The organism is Glycomyces mayteni (assembly GCF_042428885.1).
GTDB lineage: Bacteria > Actinomycetota > Actinomycetes > Mycobacteriales > Micromonosporaceae > Glycomyces > Glycomyces mayteni.
On the sequence record NZ_JBHMBP010000002.1, the window covers coordinates 1,008,135 to 1,021,969 of the forward strand.

The window sequence follows — 13,835 nt, forward strand, 5'->3', positions numbered from 1 at the left end:
TCTTTGTGCCGGGGCCGGGGACGGCCCCGTCGGTGGATGGGGTGTACGTCATCGGGGCGCAAGGCCCTCGGCGATGGCTTCGGCGTTGCTCGCGGCCATCTCCAGGTAGGTCCCGGCGCCCTGCCCGGGTTCGGTGAGCGACTCGGTGAACAGCGGGACGATCGCGATGTCGAGCCCGGTCTCGTCGGCCATCGCGGCGATGAGCCGTTCGGGCTGGGAGGAGTCGGCGAACACGACGGGGACGCCGGAGGCGGCGACGGCGTCGGCGAGGTCCTTCAGGTCGGAGCCGCTGGGGGAGGCGAGTGTGGAGCCGGAGGGGATGACGGCGCCGATGACCTCGAAGCCGTACCGCTCGGCGAGGTAGCCGAAGACGTGGTGGTTGGTGACGAGCTTGCGGTGCTCGTCGGGGATGCGGGAGAACAGTTCCGCGGTGCGCTCGTGGAGGTCGTCCACTTGCGAGCGGTACGCGTCGGCGCCGGCCCGGACCCGTTCGGCGTCGAGACCTGCGACGTGTTCGATCACGTGGTCGGCGATGATCGCGACGGCTTCGCCCACGCGCACCGGGTCGGTCCAGAAGTGCGGGTCGGGCTGCCCGGCAGACTCGTCGGCGCCGTACTCGATCGGGTCGACGTGCTCGCCGACGGCGAGGCCGGGCACGCCTGACGCGGTGGCCGCCTCGATGTGGCTGAGGACGCCCTCTTCGAGGCCGAGGCCGTTGTGCACCAGCAGTTCCGCGCGTTCGAGCGACGCGGCCTGCTGCGCCGAGACGCCGAACGAGTGCGGGTCGGCGCCCGCGGCCATGAGGACCGTGACCTCGGTCTGGTCCCCGACGACGTTCCGGACGAGGTCGCCGAGGATGTTCGTGGTCACGACGATGCCGGAGCGGTCTGATCCCGTTGCGGTGCAGCTGGAGAGCGCGACCGCGAGGACCGGGAGCGACACGAGTGCGCGTCGCGTGAGCGCGGCTACCATCCCGTCGCCGCCATGGGGCCGGGCGTGAAGCCGAGGTCGAAGGTCCGGGCCAGGCGCAGGTCGTCGCGGTAGTCGATCTCGTGGACCGCGCCGCCACCGGGGTCGCTGACGTAGGCGCGGGCGGTGTCGGCCTCGATCACGGGCGTGGAGCCGTCGGCGACCGTGAGCAGCGCGGTCTGCGCGAGCGGGGCGCCGGTGGCGGGGTCGAAGGACCGGAGCACGCCGTCGCGGGTGAGCACCAGGACGGGCGCGTCCTCGCCGGTCGCGGTCACCGCGACCGCGTCGGCGGCGCCGTTCGCAGCAGTGTCGTCGGCGGTCCAGTCGAGCGCGGTCCACTCGCGCTCTTTGAGGTCGAGCACCAGCGCCCCGCCGCCGTCGCTGCGGGCGGCGAGCACCGAGGTGCCGGGCCGGTGGTGGAGGCCGCCGTCGAGGCTCTCGCCCGCGGGGTAGGGGATCTTCTCGGCGGTCAACTCGTCGTCGCCGGTGACGAGCAGGACCCCGTCCTCGCACGCGAACACCGCGCCGCGCCGGGTCACGGTGGGGGACTGCGGCTCCGGGCAGTCCTTGGCCAGCTCGTCGCCGCCGCTGCCGTCGCGTTCGAGGACCCGGACGGCGCCGCCGTCGATCGCGATGAGCCGCTGGCCGTAGGGGACCGCGGCCTGGGCTTCGACGCTCCCGGTCGTGGCGATCTCGCCCGCGTCCAGGGACTCGCGGTCGAGCGGGACCACGCCGTGCCCGGCGTTCAAGACCGTGACCGCCGGGTCGCCGACCGCGGCGGACACCGCGGCGTCGACCGTGCCGACGTCCCGCGGCTCGCTCTTGTAGTAGTGCACGTGATCGCCGTGGTCGACCGTCCATGTGCCGCCGTCGATCACGCGGGTGCCCGACCCGTCCGAGACGTACGCGTACCGGCCGTCGCTCGCCGCCTGCCGCGGGTCGTCCACCGTGGCGACGACGACGGACTCCTCCGTCGCGGGGTCGAGGAGGTGCACCTCGCCGGTTCCGGCGTCGGCGACGACGAGCCGCCATTGGGCCTCGGCGGTCTCCTCGGCGCCCTCGACGTACCCGTGGGGCGTGGGGGAGGGGTCCTCGGCGGCGTCGCCGGGATCGGCGGCGCAGCCCGCGAGGACTGCGACGGCGAGCGCGGCGGCGGCTCGGGCTCTCGTGGGCAGCGGCATTCAGTGTCCTTTCAGGATGACGGGGCGGAGCGGGAGGCGGTCGCGGACGAGCGCGGCGAGCGCCGAGGCGAAGAAGCAGGCGACGGCGAGGCCCGCGATGGTGGCGCCCGCGGCCGTGCCGAGGTGCCAGGAGACGAGGAGCCCGCCCGCGGTGGCCGCCGCGCCGATCAGGGCCGCGCCCGCCATGATCACGGGGATGCGGTCGGCCCACAGACTCACCGCCGCGGGCGGCGCGATGAGCAGGCCGAACACGAGCAGGGTGCCGACGACGTGGAACGACGCGGTGATCGCGAGCGTCAGGAGCCCGACCATGAGGCCCTGGGCCAGACCGGGGCGCAGGCCGAGGGTGGCGGCCTTGCGCGGGTCGAAGGCGAGGGCCGTGAACGAGCGGTGGCACGCGACGGTGATGAGGAGCGCCGCAGCGAGCGCGCAGGCGAGCACCGCCAGGTCGGCGCCCCTGACCGACAGCACGTCGCCGAACAGGAACCCGGTGAGGTCCACGGCGAACGACCCCGAGCGGGAGACGATGACGACGCCCGCCGCGAGCATGCCGACGAACAGCAGCCCGATGCCGGTGTCGCGGGAGAGCCTGGGGGAGCGGGAGAGCGCGGTGACGCCGAGTGCCATCGCGAGCGCGCTGGCCGCGGCCCCGAGCAGGAGGTTCCCGCCGAGGAGCGCGGCGACGGCGACGCCCGGGAGCATGCCGTGCGACATCGCGTCGCTCATGAAGGCCATGCCGCGCAGCACGACCCAGGTGCCCGCGAGTCCGCAGATCGCCGCGACGAGCATGCCGCCCCACAGTGCGCGGGCCACGAATCCGACCTCGAAGGGGCTGGTCAACCATTCCACGGCCAGAACTATAATGAAAATCGTTTTCGATTTCAAACCGAGAGGGAGTGATCCAGGACATGTCCGCCGCGATCGAGCTGCACGGGGTGAGCGCGCGCCACGGCGCCGCCACCGTGCTCCACGACGTCACCATTGCCGTTCCGCCGCAGAGCATCACGGCGGTGACCGGCCACAACGGCTCGGGGAAGTCGACGCTCCTGGGCGTCCTCGCGGGCGTCCACCCGCCCGCGTCCGGCTCGCTGTGGCGCTCGCATTCGGGCCGCGTCGCGTTCGTGGTCCAGCGCAGCGAGGCGTCCGACGCGCTGCCGATCACGGTCCGCCAGACCGTGTCCATGGGCCGCTGGGCCCACCGCGGCGCGTGGCGGCGGCTCACCCGCGAAGACCGGTCCATCGTGGACGAATGCATGGAACGCCTCGGCGTCGCCGACCTCGCCCGCCGTCGCCTCGGCACCCTCTCGGGCGGCCAGCGCCAGCGCGTCCTCCTCGCCCAGGGCCTCGCCCAACGGTCCGACCTGCTCCTCCTCGACGAGCCCGCCACCGGCCTCGACGCCGCCGCCAAGGCCCGCATCGCCGCCGTCCTCGCCGAGGAGCGCGCCCGCGGCACCACGATCGTCCACGCCACCCACGACCCCGGCGACGCCGCGGCCGCCGACGCCCGCATCGTCCTCGCCCACGGCAGGATCGCGGACCCGGAGGCCCGGGAATAGGGGTGGACGCGGAGGCGTTCCGTCGGGTACAGATGACGTATCAACTACTTGAAGGGAAGCCATGAGCGACTTCAACGACTTCCTTCCCAACGGCGAGGCCGCCCCGGACCGCTTCGTCGCCGCGACCCACCTGTTCGACGGCGTCGCGGCAGGCGGCGTCCCCGTCCCGCGCGAGGAGGGCCCCTTCGAGCGCTGGGAGCGCGCGAACGCCCGCTTCGAGGCCCGCGACTACATCGGCGCCGCGGACCTCCTCGCCGCGCTCGTCGCCGAGGCCCCCGGCCCGACCGGCCCCCGGCTCCTGCTCGCGCGCGCCTACTACCACTCCGCGCAGCTGCGCCGGGCCGAGGAGCAGCTCCGCGAGGTCATCGACCGCGACCCTGTCGAGCACTACGCGCACCTGCTGCTCGCGCGCACCCTCGAACGCCAGGGCCGCCACGACGAGGCCGCGTCCTGGAAGCGCATGGCCGCCGCCTTCGGGCTCACGGCCGCAGAGTAAGCCGGGCGCCGTTCGGCGCCCGGCCCCACCGAACCAGCGGAGAATGAGCCTCATGACCACCACCGCGCACCAGCGGACCCTCGACCGCGTCGAGGACGCCCGCCGTCTCGGGCCCGACGCCCAAGTGGACGACAAGGCGCTGGCCTTCGCGCCCGCCGACCCCGCACTGACCGACCCGTTCCTGGTCATGGCCGAGGACTGGTTCTCCGAGCCCGGCTTCGAATGGCACCCGCACCGCGGACTGGAGACCGTCACGCTCGTGGTCGACGGCGTGCTCGAACACGGCGACAACCTCGGGCACGCGGGCGCGCTCGAACCGGGGGAGGTGCAGTGGATGACCGCCGGGAAGGGCATCGTCCACCGCGAGCTCGCCTACCGCAACGAGCACGCGCACACCCTCCAGCTCTGGCTCAACCTCCCCAAGGCGAAGAAGCTGACCGACTCGCGCTACCAGGACCTCACCCGCGCCGGGATGCGCCGCGTCGAGGCCCCCGGCGTCGTGATCGACGTCCACGCGGGGACGGTCGCGGGCGTGACCGGGAAGGCCGAGACGCACCAGCCGGTGCAGGGCCTGCTCGCCGCGATCGACCCGCTGTCGTCGTACGCGCTCGCCGTCCCGGGCGAGCACCGGCTGTTCGCGCACGTCGTGGCCGGGCGGGCGCTCATCGGCGGGCGCGAGGTCGCGGCCGGGCAGACCGGGTGGTCCGATCCCGTTGCGGGCGCAGCGGAGACGGTGCTGCACCTGGCGGTCCCCGACGGCGACGCCCCGGCGCGCGTCATGGTCTACAGCGGCACGCCGCTGCGCGAGCCGGTCGCGTTCGGCGGCCCGTTCGTCATGAACAGCCGCACCGAGATCGCCCAGGCGTACCGGGACTTCCAGTCCGGTGCCTTCGGTCCGGTGCCCCGCACCGCGCGCCTCGCCTACGACCGCTGAATCGCCCGCGCCGGACCGGTCGGGCGGCCATGATCGTAGGGCTATGCTCGCAGATAGATGATATGACAATCAATTCGGACGGCAGGTGGTCCAGGTGAGCAACACGGAGACGGCCCCGGAGGCGGTGCGGTGCAGCCCGCCGCGGGGAGCCGAAGCCGGTGTGGAGGTGCTGGAGCCGCGCGAGGTGCCGCTCGGCGGGCCGCGGGCGCTGCTGGTGCGGCGCACGATCCCGCAGCGGGCCCGGACCCTCATCGGGGCCTGGTGCTTCGCCGACCACTACGGCCCCGTGGAGGTCCCGGCCGCCGGCGGCATGGACGTCGCGCCGCACCCGCACACCGGTCTCCAGACCGTCAGCTGGCTGTTCAGCGGCGAGATCGAGCACCGCGACAGCCTCGGCACGCACGCGCTCATCCGCCCCGGCGAGATGAACCTGATGACGGGCGGCCGCGGGATCGCCCACTCCGAGGTCTCCACCCCGGCGACCGCGGTCGTCCACGGCGTCCAGCTCTGGGTCGCGCTCCCCGAGGCCGACCGGCACGCGGGCCGCGACTTCCAGCACCACGTGCCCGAACCCGTGCGGATCGACGGGGCCGAACTCCGGGTCTTCCTCGGCTCGCTCGCCGGATCGGCCTCCCCGGTCCGCACCTTCACGCCGCTGCTCGGCGCGCAGATCGACCTCGACCCGCACGCGACGGTCGTCCTCGACGTCGACGCCGGGTTCGAGCACGGCGTCCTCGTGGACGCGGGGGAGGTCCGCCTCGACGGCACCGCGCTCCGCCACGCCGAACTCGGCTACACCGCGCCCGGCGCCGCGACGCTGACCCTCGTGAACGACGCCGACGAGCCGGCGCGGCTGATCCTGCTCGGCGGCCCGCCGTTCGAGGAGGAGATCGTCATGTGGTGGAACTTCATCGCCCGCAGCCACGACGAGATCGTGGAGGCCCGCGACGAGTGGGAGGCCGCCACCGACCGCTTCGGCGCCGTCGAGGGCTACCCCGGGCCCCGCCTCCCCGCGCCGCCCCTGCCCAACGCCGTCATCATGCCCCGCCGCAACCCGCCGCCGCCCGCGCGTCCTGAGCCTGACGGGGAGCCCGTCGTGCGCCGGGTCGACGCCGAGCGCCTCTACGAGATCGCGATCGACGGCGCCCGCGCCGGACTGACCGCCTACCGCGACCGCGGCGACCAGCGGATCTTCTACCACACCGAAGTGGACGCCTCCTTCGCCCGGAAGGGCCTGGCGGCCCTCCTGGTCGAGCAGGCGCTCCTGGACGCGCGCGCCGCCGGGAAGCGCATCGTCCCCGTCTGCCCCTACGTCGCCCGCTTCATCAAGCGGCACCCCGAGTTTGCCGACGCCGCCGACCGGGTCTCGCCCCAGGTCCTCCACTGGCTGGAGGCCGAACTCGGCCAGCCCGGCGACGCGCCGACCCGAACCTAGAATGGACCTCGTGAACGACACCGAGCCCGACCCGGGCGCCGTGCCTTGGCTGAGCGACGACGAGCAGCGCTCCTGGCGCGCCTTCGTGCGGCTGCACCTGAAGCTCTCGGCCCGCCTGGCCGCCGACCTCCAGGCGCACTCGGGGCTGTCGTCCGCCGACTTCGAGGTCCTGGTGGCGCTCACCGACGTCCCCGAGGGCCGCGTCCGCTTCCAGGACCTCGCGAAGGGGATCGACTGGGAGCAGAGCCGCCTGTCCCACCAGATCCGCCGCATGGCGGGGCGCGACCTGGTCGCCCGCGAGGAGTGCGAGGAGGACGGCCGGGGCGCGTACGTCGCGATCAGCGCGCACGGCCGCGCCGCCATCGAGGCCGCCGCCCCCAAGCACGTCGCCACCGTCCGCCGCCTCGTCCTCGACGCCCTCGCCCCCGAGGAGTTCGCCGAGCTCGGCCGCCTCTCCGCGAAGCTCACCGAGCGGATCGACCGCATCCGGCCTTAGCGGCCGCGCCTCAGACCCATTCGGGCACTTGGGCGTAGCGGGCGCCGAAGCCGCCGGTCGGGAGGATCTCCTTGACCGCGCCGAGGTCGGCGTCCGTCAGGTGGACCTCGGCCGCGGCGGTGTTCTCCTCGACGCGGGACCGGCTGCGCGAGCCCGGGATCGGGACGATGTAGTCCTTCTGGCGCAGGGTCCACGCGAGCGCGAGCTGCGGCACGGTCACGCCCTTCGCCCGCGCGAGTTCGCCGAGCCGCTCGACGGCCTCGACGTTCCGCTCGAAGTTGCCGGGCTCCCAGCGGGGGTCGTTGCGTCGCATGTCCGACTCGTCGTACTCGGCGGCGGGCCTGGCGCTGCCGGTGATGAAGCCGCGGCCCAGCGGCGAGTAGGCCACGAAGCCGATGCCGAGCTCCTCCAGGACCGGGAACAGCCGCTCCACGTCCCGCTCGAACAGCGAGTACTCGGTCTGGAGGACCGAGACCGGCTGCACGGCATGGGCTTTGCGGATCGTCTCGGGCCCGGCCTCGGAGAGCCCGAAGTACTTGACCTTCCCGGCCTCGATGAGGTCCTTGACGGTCCCGGCGACGTCCTCGATCGGCACGTCGGGGTCGACGCGGTGCTGGTAGAACACGTCGAGGCGGTCGGTGCCGAGGAAGCGGAGGCTGTTGTCGGCGACCTTGCGGATGTTCTCGGGGCGGCTGTTCAGGCCGAAGCCCTTGGAGAGGTCGGCGAGGTCGAAGCCGAACTTCGTGGCGATGACGATCTCGTCCCGGAAGTCCTTGACGGCCTCGCCGAGCAGCGTCTCGTTCGAGCCGGTGCCCAGGCCGTACAGCTCGGCGGTGTCGAAGAAGTCGACGCCCAGCTCATGGGCCTTGCGGATGGTCGCTCGGCCCTCGGCCTCGTCGCCGGGGCCGTACGCCATGGTCAGGCCCATGGTCCCGTAGCCGATCGCCGAGACCCGGAGCCCTTGCGTTCCCAGTGCGCGGTGCTGCATGACAGATTCCCTTCGTCAAACCAAACGGTTCGGTTTGAACGCTACTCCGTAGAACCGCGATCGTCAAACCGAACGGTTCGGGCAGGTATGCTGGGCATATGCCGCCCACGACCAGTCCCGAGGCCACCCGCGACCGCATCCTCGCGGCCGCGCGGTCCGAGTTCGCACGCTACGGAATCGCGGGCTCCCGCATCGACCGGATCGCGAAAGCGGCCAGGACCAGCAAGGAGCGCGTCTACGCGTACTTCAAGAGCAAGGAGGCCCTCTACCGGCACGTCTCGGCCGCCGAGCTGACCGCCGTCGCCGAGGCGACGCGCATGGACCCGGCCGGGCTCCCCGAGTACGCGGGCCGCCTCCACGACTACTACGCGGCGCACCCCGAGCGGTACCGGCTCATGCAGTGGGGCCGACTCGAACTCGACGCCGACGACACCGAGGACCCGATCCGCGCCACCATGGCCGGCAAGCTCAAGCGGCTGCGGCAGGCGCAGGCGGACGGCGCGCTCGACCCGTCCTGGGACCCGATCGACATCCTGGTGCTGCTCAACCAGATCGCCGCGGCCTGGGCCGGGAAGATCGACTTCCTCCCGGCCGACCCGGCCGAACGCGAGCGGTACATGGGCGAGCGCCGCGCCGCCGTCGTCGCCGCCGTCGCGCGCCTCTTCCCCGCCGCCGGTTAGACCGCGATCATGAGCCACAGGACCGCGACGCTCAGCGCCAGGAACGACAGCGGCCCCGAGATGTTGTGGAACACCCGCTCCCTCACGTGCAGCGCCGTCGCCAGCACGAAGAACACCACCAGGCCCACCGCGGCCGCGATTCCCAAGGGCCGCCACGCGAACCCGGCCGCCAGCCCCAGCGCCGCCGCGCCCTTCACGACCCCCAGGAACGGCAGCCACGAGTCCGGCACCCCCACCGCCCGCGAGTTCCGCTTCACCCACGCCGCGCCCATGAAGTTCGCGACGGACTCGACCGCGTTCGCGGCGATGGCGATCACGGTGACGACGACGAAAGCGACGAGCATCGGGCGGTCCTCCTGTCGCCCGGCGGCACCTCCGCCGGGCGACCCAAGTCTCCGGCCGATCCCGCCGCACGTCCAATACCAGTATCGATAACCTGTGGTTATGGATGTCGACACGCGGCTGCTGCGCTCCTTCGCCACCGTCGCCGAGGAAGGGAACCTCACCCGCGCCGCCGAGCGCCTCTTCCTCTCGCAGCCCGCGCTCACCAAGCAGATCCGCCAGCTCGAAACCCGGCTCGGCACCCGCCTCTTCGACCGCTCCAAGCACGGCATGGCCCTCACCGGCCCCGGCGAGGCCCTCGCCGCCGCGGCCCCGGCCGTCCTCGCCACCTGGGACGGCGCCCGCCGCGCCGTGCGCGCCGCCGAAACCGAGGCGTCCCGCGTGCTGCGCGTCAGCTTCCTCGCCAGCGCCGCCAACGAGAAGACCCAGCCGATCATCGCCGCGTTCCGCGCCCGCCGCCCCGACTGGCGCGTCGAACTGCGCCAGGCGAGCTGGGGCGACCCGGTCGCCGGGCTCGTCTCCGGCGACGTGGACGCCGGGTTCATGCGCCTGCCCTTCCCGCGCCAGGACGAGTTCGACGCGGTCGTCCTGCTCACCGAGCCCCGCTGCATCGCCATGGCCGCGGACCATCCGCTGGCGCAACGCGAGTCGCTGACCATGGACGACCTCCTCGACGAGCCGTTCATCGCCGCCCCCGCCGCCACGGGCGCCTTCCGCGACCACTGGGTCGCCGCCGACGCCCGCGGCGGCCGACCCGTGAACGTCGGCGCGGTGACCGAGCACCCCGACGACTGGCTCACCGCCATCGCCAACGGCGACGGCATCGCCCTGGCCCCCGCGAGCGCCGCCCGCTACTACGCCCGCCCCGACATCGCCTACCGCGAGGTCGCCGGGGTCGCCCCGAGCGAGGTCGCCCTGGTGTGGCCCAAGGGAACCGGCATGTCGGGACCGCTCGCCGACCTCATCGCCGCCGCGACCGCGCTGGCCGACTGACCGGGCGGTGGCCGCGATCGGGCCCGGTCGGATACTGTGCGGTCGGGCGGCGCCTGAGCCGCGGATCGGGGGGATCGCATGACGGGCGGACTGGTGTGGAGCCTGACGGGCCTGGCCCTGCTCGACTCGGTCAACGCCGCCACCATCTGGATCGTCATCGTGATCCTGCTGGGCGCCCGCCGCCCCGCCCCGACTGGCTGGGCGTTCATGCTCGGCGCCTTCGCGTCCTTCCTCGCCATCGCCCTCATGTTCTACTTCGGACTGTCCTTCGCCGACTCGGTTCTCGACGGCCTCACCCTCTGGCTCCGCCGCCTCCTGTTCGCGGGGCTCGCGGTCGCCCTCGTTGCCATGGGCGTGCGCCGCCTCCGGCCCCGCGAACGCAAGGCCTACACCCTGCCTCCCTGGGTCAACGCCTGGAGCGCCCTCCCGTTCGGCGTCCTCGCCACCCTCGGCGACCTCCCCAACGCGTTCCCGATGGTCTTGGCCGTCGAACGCCTCATCGACGCCCGCCTCCCCGCCCCCGCCGCCGTGGCCGTCCTCATCGCCTACACCCTGGTCTACGCCCTCCCCGCAACCCTCATCCTCGCCGCAGGCCTCGCCTTCAACGACGACCTCCGCTCCCAGCTCGACACCATCCTCAAAGGCCACACCACAGGCACCGCCGCCCCAAACCCCAAAACGGCCGCAGCCTGCTTCGCAGGAGCCGCCGTCAGCCTCGCCGTCCTCTTCTTCTGGATCGGCTGAGCCGACCGCCCGGTTCACATGGAATTCACCTTTTTGCAACCGTCGATGTCGATCCGACGTGTCTCAGGGTGTAGGAACCTCCGCTGCGGCGTTCGGGTCGCGGTGGTCCGCCCCTGAGCGAAACGAGAGCAACGATGGCCCCTTCATCGCGCAGTGCCGCGGCTCGCATCGGCTCGATCGCGCTGGCCGCCGTGTTCGGCGCGGCCGTCGCGGTCCCGGCGCAGGCGCAGGACGACTACACGTTCCAGGCGTATGTCAGGGCCCCGTTCGGGCTCCAGTTCGAGGCGGGGTTCCCCGAGACCGAGCGGCAGGAGGGCCTGCTCGTCGTCCTCGTCGGGACGCCGCCGTCGGTCGAGCTGGAGCACACGCGGGTCGTGCTCACCATCGACGAGGAGTTCGAGGGGCTCTCCCTCGCCACCGAGGACGAGCGCTGCACCGCCTCAGGCAGGACCCTCACCTGCGACGAGCCCGGCAGCATCCCGGACTTCGGGGTCGACTTCCAGTTCTCCCTCGACGTCGGGCCCCAAGTCCAGCCGGGCGACGTCGCCGACTACGAGATCGCCATCGACGCCGACGGCGTCACCGAGACCATGCCGTTCACGTGGGAGTTCGCCGAAGCGGGCTCGACCGCCCCCGACCTCGTCGTGGACGCGGGCGACGCGACGGTCGGCCCCGGCGGGGCCGCCGAGCCGCCTATCGCGTTCCAGTACAACGGGGACCAGGGCTACGAGGACTTCTACTTCCGGTTCTACTCCCGCGCGTACTACCCGCAGCGGGACTACCTCTCGGTCGCCGCGGAGTACGCGAACTGCGGCGAGGTCGAGCCCGGGGGCGTGTACTGCGTCCTCGAAGGATTCGCCCCCGAACCGGGACAGGTCTACGAGCTGTCCGCGGACACGCCCGCCGGACTCGTCGCCGACGCGGACGCGCCCGGCCCCATGCGCTTCCCCATGGCCGCCGAGATCGAGCCGATCACCGACGATGACCTGATCGACTCGATCGACTTCTACGACGCCGACACCGAACTGGCGTTCGTCCCCAGCGACGCCCGGCGCATCCCGAACCATCCCTACTTCGACGTCACCACCGTCGACAACCCGTTCGACCTCGACATGGCCGATGCGAGCGTGAACGGCTCGGCGGGCGACGACGCCGTCTACGAGATCGCGTACACGAACGACTCGGCCGTGAACGCGATCATCAGCATTCCGCCGTGGGACGTCGACGTCTTCGAGCTCTACAAGGTCGCGATCCAGCTCCCCACCGGCGTCGAGGTCACCGCGGGCGACCCCGAGACCGGCTACTTCGCCACCCCCGACCGCCACGGCTGCCAGAACCTCCGCATCTACGACCGGCCCTACTACGACGACATCGTGGCCCCCTTCGGCATCGACGACCTGGACGTGGTCTGCGAACTCGGCGACGTCGTCGAGGCCGGGACGGGCCAGACCCTCCAGCTCCCCGTCGAGATCACCTCCGGCACGCCCGCGGCGGACGGCCGCAGCGCGGTCCTCGACCCGGCCCTGTTCTGGAGCGAGGAGGAGCTCGCCCCGTACGAGCTGACCCATGAGGACTTCCCGTACCTGGACGCCGACCTGGAGAACAACACGTCAGTCCTCAGCCTCAACACCGAGTCCTCCAGCCTCCCGGCGACCGGCACGTCCCCGGGCCCGCTCGGCGGCCTCGGCGCCCTCCTCCTCGCCGCGGGCGCCGCCACCGCCGTCCTCGCCCGCCGCCGGGCCGCCTAGCGCGCCTACCAGTCGTGGACGGTGCCGTCGTGGAGGCGGTTGAAGGGGAGGTACGCCTGGACGTACGGGTACTTGCCCGCCTCGTCCACATCGAGCTCGACGCCCAGGCCGGGCAGGTCGCCGGGGTGGAGGTAGCCGTCGGTCCAGGTGAAGGACTGGCGGAAGACCTGGTCGGTCTTGGCGCCGTGCTTCATGTACTCCTGGATGCCGAAGTTGTGGATCGCAAGGCCCAGGTGCAGGGCCGCGGCCATGCCGACGGGGGAGATGTCGGTGGGGCCGTGCATGCCCGACTTGATCTGGTACTGCGCGGCGTAGTCGAGGACCTTCTTCAGGTGCGAGATACCGCCGGTGTGGGTGACCGCGGAGCGCACGTAGTCGATGAGCTGCTCGCGGATGATCTGCTGGTAGTCCCAGACCGTGTTGAAGATTTCGCCGATCGCCAGCGGCGTGGTCGTGTGCTGGCGGACGAGCCGCAGGGCCTCCTGGTTCTCGGCGGGCGTGACGTCTTCGAGCCAGAACAGGTCGTACGGTTCGAGACTCTTGCCGAGCTGCGCGGCCTGGATCGGGGTGAGCCGGTGGTGGGCGTCGTGCAGCAGCGGCAGCTCGGGCCCGAACTCCGAGCGCACCGCCTCGAAAACGGTCGGCACGTGCCGCAGGTAGGAGCGCGTGTCCCAGTCCTCCTCATTGGGCAGTGCGCCACGCTGCGCGGGCTCGTGGTCGTAGCGGACGCCGTCCATCGCCTCGTACGTGGCGTTCGAGGCGATCCCGTAGATCGACTTCAGGCCCGGGACGCCGGTCTGGACGCGGATCGCCCGGTACCCCTGCTCCTGGTGGGAGCGAACGGAGTCGAACAGCTCCTCGGTGTCCTTGCCCGAGGCGTGCCCGTACGCGAGGAGGCCGTTGCGCGAGGCCCCGCCGAGGAGCTGGTACACCGGCATCCCCGCGGCCTTGCCCTTGATGTCCCACAGCGCCATGTCCACCGCCGCGATGGCGGCCATCGTGACCGGGCCGCGCCGCCAGTACGCCGAGCGGTACAGGAACTGCCAGGTGTCCTCGATCCGGTGCGCGTCGCGGCCCAGCAGCAGCGGCACCACGTGGTCGGCCAGGTACGAGACGACGGCGAGCTCGCGCCCGTTCAGCGTCGCGTCACCGATGCCGGTGAGGCCGTCGTCGGTGGTCAGCTTCAGGGTGGTGAAGTTCCGGTCGGGGCTGGTGACGATCACTTCGGCGCGGTCGATGATCATGCGCGGCCTTTCCGTGCGGGGGTGGCGGT

General features: G+C 72.4%; 15 protein-coding genes and 1 pseudogene. 10 read left to right on the forward strand and 6 right to left on the reverse strand.

Going from position 1 to position 13,835, the window contains the following annotated elements:
- Window positions 1–48: 48 nt before the first annotated feature.
- Genes aztC through aztB form a run of 3 tightly spaced genes read right to left on the reverse strand, consistent with a single transcriptional unit; the run spans window position 49 to window position 2,999 of the window.
- Window positions 49–972, reverse strand: a complete 924-nt coding sequence (gene aztC, locus ACFFXY_RS11310) for a zinc ABC transporter substrate-binding protein AztC (RefSeq protein ID WP_382349872.1) — start codon at window positions 970–972, stop codon at window positions 49–51.
- Window positions 966–2,150: a hypothetical protein gene (locus tag ACFFXY_RS11315; protein WP_382349875.1), complete on the reverse strand. Its 1,185-nt coding sequence runs from the start codon at window positions 2,148–2,150 to the stop codon at window positions 966–968. The genes aztC and ACFFXY_RS11315 overlap by 7 nt, the downstream gene beginning before the upstream one ends.
- Window positions 2,151–2,999 carry a zinc ABC transporter permease AztB gene (aztB, locus tag ACFFXY_RS11320; RefSeq protein WP_382349877.1) on the reverse strand — a complete coding sequence of 283 codons (849 nt, stop codon included), beginning with the start codon at window positions 2,997–2,999 and terminating at the stop codon, window positions 2,151–2,153.
- Window positions 3,000–3,058: 59 nt separating this feature from the next.
- Here aztB and aztA point away from each other — a divergent pair, with 59 nt between their 5' ends.
- From aztA to ACFFXY_RS11350, 6 genes and pseudogenes are all read left to right on the forward strand, one after another.
- Window positions 3,059–3,706, forward strand: a complete 648-nt coding sequence (gene aztA / locus ACFFXY_RS11325) for a zinc ABC transporter ATP-binding protein AztA (RefSeq protein ID WP_382349880.1) — start codon at window positions 3,059–3,061, stop codon at window positions 3,704–3,706.
- A gap of 61 nt (window positions 3,707–3,767) precedes the next feature.
- Window positions 3,768–4,202: a tetratricopeptide repeat protein gene (locus ACFFXY_RS11330; RefSeq protein ID WP_382349883.1), complete on the forward strand. Its 435-nt coding sequence runs from the start codon at window positions 3,768–3,770 to the stop codon at window positions 4,200–4,202.
- A gap of 52 nt (window positions 4,203–4,254) precedes the next feature.
- Entirely contained in the window at window positions 4,255–5,136 is an 882-nt protein-coding gene (locus ACFFXY_RS11335; protein ID WP_382349886.1) for a pirin family protein, read from the forward strand.
- A gap of 94 nt (window positions 5,137–5,230) precedes the next feature.
- Window positions 5,231–6,199, forward strand: a pseudogene (locus ACFFXY_RS11340) (pirin family protein); the annotation flags it as partial.
- The gene (locus ACFFXY_RS11345) at window positions 6,176–6,571 is read left to right on the forward strand and encodes a GNAT family N-acetyltransferase (protein ID WP_382350624.1); all 396 of its coding nucleotides are present in this window, start codon (window positions 6,176–6,178) and stop codon (window positions 6,569–6,571) included. The pseudogene ACFFXY_RS11340 and the gene ACFFXY_RS11345, both read left to right, overlap by 24 nt.
- A gap of 10 nt (window positions 6,572–6,581) precedes the next feature.
- Window positions 6,582–7,067, forward strand: coding sequence for a MarR family winged helix-turn-helix transcriptional regulator (locus ACFFXY_RS11350; RefSeq protein ID WP_382349889.1), 486 nt, complete (start codon window positions 6,582–6,584; stop codon window positions 7,065–7,067).
- Window positions 7,068–7,077: 10 nt separating this feature from the next.
- Here the strand turns inward: ACFFXY_RS11350 and ACFFXY_RS11355 are convergent, their stop codons facing one another.
- The gene (locus tag ACFFXY_RS11355; protein ID WP_382349892.1) at window positions 7,078–8,055 is read right to left on the reverse strand and encodes an aldo/keto reductase; all 978 of its coding nucleotides are present in this window, start codon (window positions 8,053–8,055) and stop codon (window positions 7,078–7,080) included.
- 98 nt (window positions 8,056–8,153) lie between these two features.
- Between ACFFXY_RS11355 and ACFFXY_RS11360 the strand changes: the two genes are divergently transcribed.
- On the forward strand, window positions 8,154–8,735 hold the full coding sequence (locus ACFFXY_RS11360; protein WP_382349895.1) for a TetR/AcrR family transcriptional regulator: 582 nt from the start codon (window positions 8,154–8,156) through the stop codon (window positions 8,733–8,735).
- Here ACFFXY_RS11360 and ACFFXY_RS11365 read toward each other — a convergent pair.
- Window positions 8,732–9,079 carry a DoxX family protein gene (locus ACFFXY_RS11365; RefSeq protein ID WP_382349898.1) on the reverse strand — a complete coding sequence of 116 codons (348 nt, stop codon included), beginning with the start codon at window positions 9,077–9,079 and terminating at the stop codon, window positions 8,732–8,734. The two genes, ACFFXY_RS11360 and ACFFXY_RS11365, sit on opposite strands and share 4 nt — an antisense overlap.
- 100 nt (window positions 9,080–9,179) lie before the next feature.
- On the opposite strand from ACFFXY_RS11365, the gene ACFFXY_RS11370 reads away from it, so the two are divergent.
- The 3 genes from ACFFXY_RS11370 (at window position 9,180) to ACFFXY_RS11380 (ending at window position 12,562) form a co-directional block, all read left to right on the forward strand.
- Complete coding sequence (locus tag ACFFXY_RS11370; RefSeq protein ID WP_382349901.1) at window positions 9,180–10,070, forward strand: LysR family transcriptional regulator; 891 nt, start codon at window positions 9,180–9,182, stop codon at window positions 10,068–10,070.
- Between the two features lie 78 nt (window positions 10,071–10,148).
- A complete protein-coding gene (locus ACFFXY_RS11375; protein ID WP_382349904.1) occupies window positions 10,149–10,814 on the forward strand; it encodes a GAP family protein in 666 nt (221 codons plus the stop codon).
- A gap of 134 nt (window positions 10,815–10,948) precedes the next feature.
- Window positions 10,949–12,562, forward strand: coding sequence for a hypothetical protein (locus ACFFXY_RS11380; RefSeq protein WP_382349907.1), 1,614 nt, complete (start codon window positions 10,949–10,951; stop codon window positions 12,560–12,562).
- Between the two features lie 5 nt (window positions 12,563–12,567).
- On the opposite strand, the gene manD is transcribed toward ACFFXY_RS11380, so the two are convergent.
- Window positions 12,568–13,806 (reverse strand): D-mannonate dehydratase ManD, encoded by a 1,239-nt coding sequence (gene manD, locus ACFFXY_RS11385; protein WP_382349910.1) that lies wholly within the window; start codon window positions 13,804–13,806, stop codon window positions 12,568–12,570.
- Between the last annotated feature and the right edge of the window lie 29 nt (window positions 13,807–13,835).